General features: G+C 25.6%; 4 protein-coding genes and 1 pseudogene. All 5 read left to right on the top strand.

Going from position 1 to position 7,323, the window contains the following annotated elements:
- On the top strand, positions 1 to 501 hold a 501-nt coding region (locus tag ACWYO2_RS04160), incomplete at its 5' end, for a redox-sensing transcriptional repressor Rex (RefSeq protein WP_455515235.1).
- Positions 502 to 609: 108 nt separating this feature from the next.
- Complete coding sequence (locus tag ACWYO2_RS04155; protein ID WP_455515234.1) at positions 610 to 2,415, top strand: peptidylprolyl isomerase; 1,806 nt, start codon at positions 610 to 612, stop codon at positions 2,413 to 2,415.
- A 128-nt stretch (positions 2,416 to 2,543) separates the two neighbouring features.
- Positions 2,544 to 4,448, top strand: a complete 1,905-nt coding sequence (gene mnmG, locus ACWYO2_RS04150; protein WP_455515233.1) for a tRNA uridine-5-carboxymethylaminomethyl(34) synthesis enzyme MnmG — start codon at positions 2,544 to 2,546, stop codon at positions 4,446 to 4,448.
- 9 nt (positions 4,449 to 4,457) lie between these two features.
- Entirely contained in the window at positions 4,458 to 6,305 is a 1,848-nt protein-coding gene (locus tag ACWYO2_RS04145) for a ribonuclease J (RefSeq protein ID WP_455515232.1), read from the top strand.
- Positions 6,306 to 6,316: 11 nt separating this feature from the next.
- Positions 6,317 to 7,323 (top strand): annotated as a pseudogene (locus ACWYO2_RS04140) (hypothetical protein); the annotation flags it as partial.

The following is a 7,323-nucleotide window of genomic DNA, read 5'->3' as shown; positions in this document are numbered from 1 at the left end:
GTTAGAAAAGATTTATCTACTTTTGGAGAATTTGGGGTTAGAGGAAAGGGATACAATATTGTAAAACTTATAGAAATGATAGAAGCTATTTTAGGTATAGATAAAACTAATGATTTAATTCTAGTAGGTTATGGTAAAATGGGAACAATGATAGCTTCAAATATTGATGTACTTGGTAAAGGATTTAAATTAGTTGGAATATTTGAAAAAGATCCTAGAAAAATTGGAGTTAAAATAGAAGAATCTAATTTAATAGTTAGAGATGTTGAAGAATGTGCTACTTTTATTGAAGAAAATAATATACATTCAGCTATACTTGCGGTTAATAGTGAATATGCTCAAGTTGTTGCTGAAAATATTGTTAATAGTGGAATAAAAGCAATACTTAATATGACAGCTTCAAAATTAGAATTAAGTAATGATATTTCAGTTGTTAATTCAGATATATCTGCAAAACTACAGGAGTTAAACTTTTGGAGATTACACAAAAAGAAATATTAACAAAGATAAATATAATGTATAAATATTGAAATTTAAATATTTAAGTGATATAATAATATATGTCTAAAATATAAAAAGTAGATATAATTTAAAATAGGAGGAAAGATAATGGCAATGAGAAAAATGGGTAATTCCATGAAGATTATAACTATAATTATAGCTTTATGTATGATAATACCTATTGCAATTCAAGGATACGCATTTTTATTTAATAGAGAAAGTAAAACTGTATTATTAAAAATAGATGGTGAAAAGATATATAAAGAAGATTTTGATAAATTATATAAAGAAGTAAATACTCAATTAAAACAATTAGTAGTTGCTACACCAGAAGGTGATAATAAAGATAAAAATTCTGAAACAAAAAAAATTGAATTACCAGATGAAGTAATTAAGGAATATGTTTTGAATAATTTAATATTGGAAGCAACTAATAAGTTATTAACTAAACAATTAGGAGCTAAAGTTTCAAAAGCAGATATAGATACAAAATATAAAGAACTTGAAGATCAAGTTGGAGGTGCTAAGCAATTAGTTGCAGGGTTAAATGCTCAAGGTATTACAGTTGAATCTTTAAGAGATCAAATTAAGAGTTTCTTATTAAATCAAAAAAGATTAGAAATTGTTGAAAGTAAAATAAAGGTTACTGATGAAGAAATTAAACAAAGATATGATAGATTAAAATTTGATGATTTCCAAGGTAAAACTTTTGAAGAATCAAAAGAAGAAGTAAAACAACTTATTTTAAATGAAAAAGGTGAAATATACATTGAATCTTTAGTTCAAGGTATATATGATAACGCTAAATATAAAGTATATAGTGATGATATACAAGCTATAGTAGATAAATTAAATACTACATTCTTTGAACAAGATATATATGTTTATAAAGAATATGATGTAATTAATGATTTAGTAAATAGTTATGTAGCAAGTCCAACAGGATATGATGATACATTTATATCTTATGTAAAAGAAGATTTAAAAAAGGGATTAAATAGTCAAATTAAATTAAAAGATAAAGCTTTAGCAGATGGTCTTAAATTAAATGAAGATTTATTACCTAAACAACAATTAAAATATATAGCAAATGATTATATCCAATATTTATTTGCTACATATAAAGCTGATGAAAATGAAATGAAAGCTGTATTTAATTCAACTAAATCTACTTTCAATACTCCTCATAGTGTAGGAGGACAAATAGTAGCATTTGAATATAAAGCAACTAGTGAGGATGAAAAAGAAACAGAAAAATACGTTAAAAATTTAATGAAAACATTAACTAAGGATAATTTTGCAGCTAAAGCTAAAGAATTATCAGAGGATCCAGGAAGTAAAAAAAATGGTGGAAGTTTAGGAAAAGCAGATATTTCTAATTATGTTACAGAATTTAGAGATGCAGTAGCAGCAGCAAAACCTGGAGAAATTGTAGGACCAGTTAAAACTCAATTTGGTTATCATATTATATATGTAGTATCTAAAGATAGTTCAAATTCAAATATTGCTGAATTAAGACATATATTGATTTCAACACGTATAGGTGATTCTTCTCGTGAAGCAGCTAAAAAAACTGTATTAAATTTAATAGATGATATTAATAATAATAAAGTTACTTGGGATAGTATAAAAGAAGATAAAACAGGTAAGTATAAAGAATTTAAAATAGAAAGCTTTGCAGGAATACAAGAAGAAAATGTATTACCAATAATAGGATATAATAAAGATATTAATAAAAAACTATTTGCTGCAAATGTAGGAGAAACTATTGAATTTAAAAATGATAAATTCTTTGCTGTAATTCAAAAGACTAGTGATATACCATTTAAAGAAGCAACTTTTGAAGATGCAAAAGATAAAATAAAATTAATATTAGCAACACAACATGTTTCAAAAATTTTAAATGAGTTATAATTAAAATAAGGACAATCTTTTGATTGTCCTTATTACTAAAATTAATGTTTTTAAAAATATAATAATATATAGAATTTTATTAGTTTTTTTAAGATATTAATAAAGTAGAAAGGAGAATAAAAATTTAAATGAAAAAGTATAAAGTTTTAGTTGTGGGTGCAGGACACGCAGGTATTGAGGCAGCACTTGCAAGTGCAAGACTTGGTCAGAGTACAGCTATGTTTACAATAACTTTAGATAACATAGGAGTAATGTCTTGTAATCCATCTATAGGTGGACCAGCTAAAAGTCATTTAGTTAAAGAATTGGATGCACTTGGTGGACAAATGTCGAAAACTATAGATAAGTCTTTTGTTCAAATGAGAATACTTAATACAAAAAAAGGACCAGCAGTTAGATCGTTAAGAGCACAAGCTGATAGAAAAATATATGCTAGAAATATGAAAAAAATTGTAGAAAATCAAGAAAATTTAGATGTTATACAAGATATAGTCACAGAAATTATATATGATAGTATAGATGGAAGATATATAGTAAAAGGTGTTAAGACTAAGAATGGTTTAGAGTTTGAATGTGAGAAATTGATAATATGTACAGGTACATTTTTAAATGGTCTTTTGTATGTTGGTGATAAAATATTGGAAGGTGGAAGAATGGGGGAACTTTCAGCTAAAGATTTAACTAAATCGTTATTAGAATTAGGTTTGAATGTTAGAAGATTTAAAACAGGTACATCACCAAGAATAGATTTAAGAACTATAAATTTAGATAGTTTGGAAGAACAACCAGGAGAAGTTAATAAGGTTCTTAAATTTTCAAATTCAAGTATTGATGAAGATATATTATCTACTAAACAACTTTCTTGTTATATCACAAGAACAGATTTAGATTTACATAGAATAATAAGAGATAATTTAGATAAATCTCCATTATTTAATGGAACTATTAAAGACTCAGTAGGGCCTAGATATTGCCCATCTATAGAAGATAAAGTGGTTAAATTTAAAGATAAAGATTCTCATCATTTATTTTTAGAACCAGAAGGATTTGATACAAATGAAGTATATATTTCAGGTCTTTCTACTTCATATCCAGCTGATTTGCAACAAGAAATGGTTAATAGTATAAAAGGACTTGAACATGCTCGTATAATGAGATATGGATATGCCGTAGAATATGATTTTGTTAGTGCATCAGAATTAGACTATACATTAGAAACTAAAAAAGTTAAGGGGCTATATCTTGCTGGACAAATAAATGGAACTAGTGGATATGAAGAAGCAGCTGTACAAGGTTTAATAGCAGGTATTAATGCTGCATTATCATTAAAAGGTAGTGAACCTTTACTTCTTGAAAGAGATAGCTCATATATAGCTACTTTAATAGATGATTTAATAACTAAAGATATAGAAGAGCCGTATAGAATGTTTACAGCAAGATCTGAGTATAGATTAATATTGAGAGAAGATAATGCAGATTTAAGATTATCTAAAATAGGTCATGAAATAGGACTTGTAAGTGATGAAAAATATTCTAAGGTTATAAAAAAAGAAGAAAATGTAATGAGGACAGTGGAAATATTAGAGAATACTAAATTAGGAATAAGTAATAAAAAATTAGTAGAGGTATTAGAAAAGTATGATGAAAGTTTAAAAAGTGGAACTAATTTAAAAGAATTATTACGTAGACCTAAATTTACTTATGATGATATTAAATATATTTCTTTAGATATTGAAAATATGGAAAATATTAATTTTGATTCAGATACGGAATATCAAATTGAAGTTCATGTTAAGTATGAAGGATATATAAATAAAGCAAATGCTATGATTGAAAAACAAAGAAAATTAGAAAAAAAATTAATTCCAGAAGATTTTAATTATTTTGATATAAAAGGGATAACAGGAGAAGCAAAACAAAAACTAAATGAGAGAAAACCACATACTTTAGGTCAAGCATCTCGTTTAGCAGGAGTAACACCTGCTGATATATCAGTATTATTAATGTATCTTGATGGGAAATTAAAGATATAGAGGGGAAAAATGACTAAATTAAAAAAAGATGATAGTGCGATGAGCATTAAATTAAGAGAATTAAATAAGAAAATTAAAGAAACTTTTTTAGAAACTAAAGTTGAAAAAAAAGTGAAAAAAACATCTAAAAAGGTTATAGAAAATAAGAGAAAAGTAAAAGAAAAAAAAGAAGTTATAAATAATAATGATACAATTAAAGATAAGACATATATAATACCACTAGGTGGAATAGAAGAAATAGGGAAAAATATGACTGTTATACAATATAGGGATGAAATGATAGTTATAGATGCAGGATTAACATTTCCTGAAGATGAACATTTAGGTGTTGATTTAATAATACCTAGTTTTGATTATTTATCTTCTAATGTAAATAAGGTAAAAGCTTTACTTATAACACATGGTCATGAAGATCATATAGGTGCAGTTCCTTATTTTTATCAAAAATTAGGTTCAGCTATACCAATGTATGGTGGTAGATTGAGCTTAGAGTTAGCTCTTTCTAAATTTGAGAGAATTTCAGCTGAAAAACCTAAGTGTGTTTTTGTTAAAGGTAGAAAAGAAATAAAAATCTCTAAGTATTTTACAGTAGAATTTGTAAGTGTAACACATTCTATTGCAGATTGCTATGCAATTAGAGTAAAAACTCCTACGAGTACAATATTACACACTGGAGATTTTAAAGTTGATTTAACACCAGTTTCAGGTGAAGGATTTGATTTTGGTAGGCTTGCAGCTATGGGTGAAGAAGGTGTAGACTTATTACTTTCAGATAGTACGAATGCTCAAGTACCAGGATATACACCATCTGAGTCTACTGTAGGTAAAAGTATAGATGAAGAAGTTGCTAAGGCAAAAGGAAGAGTAATACTTGCATCATTTGCTTCACATGTTCATAGATTACAACAAATTGTATATATAGCTCATAAATATGGAAGAAAAATAGCTATTGATGGTAGAAGTATGATAAAAATATTTGATATTTGTTCTAAACTTGGATATTTAAAAATACCTAAGAATATAATAATACCTTTAACACAAGCTGAAAATATGCCAGAAAATAAAGTTATGATAATATGTACAGGAACACAAGGAGAACCACTTGCAGTCCTTTCAAGAATTGCAAATGGTACACATAAATCAATTTCTCTTAGACCTAATGATAAGGTTGTAATATCAGGTTCACCTATACCTGGTAATGAAAAAGCTGCTTATAAAAATATTAATCAATTACTTAAAAGAGAGTCAGATGTAGTATTTGAAAAAGGAGTAGGAATACATGTTTCAGGACATGGTTGTCAAGAAGAACAAAAAATAATGTTAAATCTGATTAAACCTAAATATTTTATGCCAGTTCACGGGGAATATGTGATGTTAAAAAAACATAAGGAACTTGCAATGCAGGTAGGAATAAAAGAAGAAAATATTATACTTGCAGAAAATGGACAAAGATTAGAACTTACACCTGATAGTTTCAGTTTAAATGGAAGAGTTCCAAGTGGAGCCGTATATATTTATGGAGATAGTGTAGGTAACGTTAAAGAGCAAATACTTAGAGAAAGACAAACTTTAGCAGATAATGGTGTTCTTACTGTATCTTTAGCACAAAATGATGAGGGTAAATTTACAGATCCTGTAATATTTGCTAAAGGATTTTTATATAAAAAAGATGATAATTCATCATATAGCTTAGAAACTGTAAAAGAAGTTATTAAGAATAAGTTAAATAATATAGAAATTAACTCTATACAGGATATAGATAAAATTAAAAACTCTATAGTTAGCACATTAAATATATTCTTTAATGATACTGTAGGAAAGGTACCAACTATAATAGTGTCAATATTGAAAATATAAGGAGGGATTATATGGAGTTAATATTAGAAAGTAGTTTAAAATATGATTTTAATATAACTGATTTAGCTATAGATCCATTAAATTCCAATATTATACTTACAGGTGATAGCTTAAATTTTTTAAGTGATAATAAGATAATTAAAAGTATAAAAAGTAGTATGAAGAATAGTATGAATTTAAGGTTCATAAAGTATCAAGATCAATTATTTCAAAGTAATGATTTTTATGTTATTTCTAATCTTAATCTACATAAAATTAGTGGAAGCAAAAAAAAGAAAATTGAAGAAATAGACTTAAATATTTTAGATAGATTTACAGAAAATATACAGGTAACATCAGCAGGTGATGTTGTATATATATCTAATAATGTTTTGTATTCATATAATATTGAATCTAAAGATATTAAAAGTTATTCATTGAGAGATTTAGGTCAGGGTATATATAAAATGTATCTTTCAGGAGATAATGTATTGATTAAACATAGAAAAAATTTAGAAAATAATATTAAAATATTAATATTTAATATTAAAAAGTTAGAAAAAATAATAGAAATAGATTCTAATATTAATCAAATATATTCTAAAATTATTGGATATAATTTTCTTGCATCAACTGATGATGGAAGTGTTGAATTATGGGATATTTTAGAAGGTGAAGTAAAAGCATCATATAATATATCTGAATATAAAATTACTTATATAGATAATGATGAAGATAATAAATATTATTATTTTGGAAATTCTGTAGGAGAGTTAATAATTACTGATATTCACTTTAATATAGTTAAGATTGAGAATGTATTTAGAAGTGAAATAAAAAAAATAGTACCTTTTAATTCTAACATATATGTACTTTCACATGATAATAAAATTAAAGTTTATAAAAAAATACCAGGTATAGAAGAAAATCTTATAGATGATTTTATGAATAAATATAATATAGATGAATCATATAGAGATTTCTTTAATATAGAAAAGGTTTCAAATATACAAAATTTTATTAATAACCTTAATTTTGA

The sequence above is a fragment of the Pseudostreptobacillus sp. genome (genome assembly GCF_977040545.1).
The sequence above is the reverse complement of the archived record's forward strand: the minus strand, read 5'-3'. Positions and strand labels throughout refer to the sequence as shown.